The organism is Marinobacter sp. UBA2498 (assembly GCF_002341575.1).
Lineage (GTDB): Bacteria > Pseudomonadota > Gammaproteobacteria > Pseudomonadales > Oleiphilaceae > Marinobacter > Marinobacter manganoxydans.
The window spans coordinates 32965-34479 of the sequence record NZ_DDOI01000045.1 but is presented as its reverse complement, the minus strand read 5'-3'; the positions used below and the strand labels follow the sequence as shown (position 1 = coordinate 34479).

General features: G+C 54.9%; 1 protein-coding gene and 1 pseudogene. One reads left to right on the top strand and one right to left on the bottom strand.

Annotated features, from left to right (window positions below; all coding sequences use genetic code 11):
* Window positions 1-206, bottom strand: a pseudogene (locus tag B2W52_RS05165) (hypothetical protein); the annotation flags it as partial.
* A gap of 200 nt (window positions 207-406) precedes the next feature.
* Here B2W52_RS05165 and B2W52_RS05160 point away from each other — a divergent pair.
* Window positions 407-1515 (top strand): YihY/virulence factor BrkB family protein (locus B2W52_RS05160; RefSeq protein WP_286801764.1); only part of this gene is annotated, 1109 nt, incomplete at its 3' end.

The window sequence follows — 1515 nt, the reverse complement described above, 5'->3', positions numbered from 1 at the left end:
CCACCGTCAATCCGGTTCCCGACAAAAGCCATACCGGCCGGGTTGGTTGCCGCTGCAATGCTGTCCTGGGACAGCGCAGTGCCTGCGCCGGCCATGCCTTTGCTGATGGTGCCGTAGCCGTGACTGAAATAGCCGTTGGTGGCCAGGGCAGTCATCGGTGAGAAGGCGGTAAGTGCAGCAACGCCCAGAGCAAGTTTGATTCGCATAAGAAAATACCTGGTCAGAAAATACCATTTCTTGAATAGCGGCCTTTTTACAGAAGATCTGTTATAAGAGGAGGTAATAAATGATGATATGGTTATATTGGATGTGTGTCCCTCGCAAACTGCCGTTAATCGGCCATACTCTGGTTACACCGGATATCTGACTGATAATCTGAACAAAACATGGAACGACAGGACCTAAAGTGGCTTCATTCCAATTAAAAGACCGGCTTCAGGCAGCTGAGCGCTGGATTCTGGCGAATCCCAATCCGCCCCAGAGTTGGCCCTGGACCTGGTTGTACAAGGTCGGCCGCACTGCCTATGCGATGGCCCGGGATGTTCTCAGTGGACAATTGACTCTCCATGCCATGAGTCTTGTGTACACAACCCTGCTGAGTATCGTGCCTCTGCTTGCCCTTAGCTTCTCGGTATTGAAGGCGCTGGGAGTGCATCAGCGGATGGAGCCGTTCCTGTTCCAGTTCTTTGAACCGCTGGGACCGCAGGGGATTGATCTTGCCGAACAGATCCTTGGCTTCGTGGATAATATGAAAGTCGGCGTGCTGGGATCGGTAGGCCTGGCTCTTCTGGTTTACACGGTGGTGTCGCTGCTCCAGAAAATCGAGCGTTCCTTCAACATGATCTGGCGCGTGCCAGACATGCGTTCCATGGCGCAGCGATTCAGCAATTATCTGAGCGTGATCATGGTGGGACCGCTTCTGATGGTTTCGGCCATTGGCGTCAGCGCGACCATTTTTTCCTCAACCATCGTCCAGAAGCTCATCGAAATTGAGCCTTTCGGCTCGGTGATTCTTGTGGCCAGCCGGTTCACCCCGTTTTTCCTGGTGGTTGGCGCTTTCACATTCGTCTATGTATTCATGCCCAATACCCGGGTCAAGCTCCGTTATGCGGCCATCGGCGGTCTGGTGGCCGGAGTATCCTGGCAGGCGGCCGGCATGCTGTTCGCCTCATTCGTTGCCGGGTCTGCGAAGTACGCGGCAATCTATTCCAGTTTCGCCATCGGTATTATTCTTCTCATCTGGATCTATCTGAACTGGATGATTCTCCTGCTGGGCGCCAGCATCGGGTTCTATCTGCAGAATCCCGGCTCCGTGGCCAAGCGGCGCGAGGTGCAACTGGCACCAGAGCTGCAGGAAAATGTGGCGCTGGCGACCATGTGGCTAGTGGCCAAGCCCTTCAGCGAGGGCAAGCCTGCACCCCAGCAGGAATTACTGGAATACCAGCTGAGGGTGCCGGGTGAGGTAACCCGGGCTCTCAGTGACAAACTGATCCGTGCCGGTTTACTGAGCCTGGC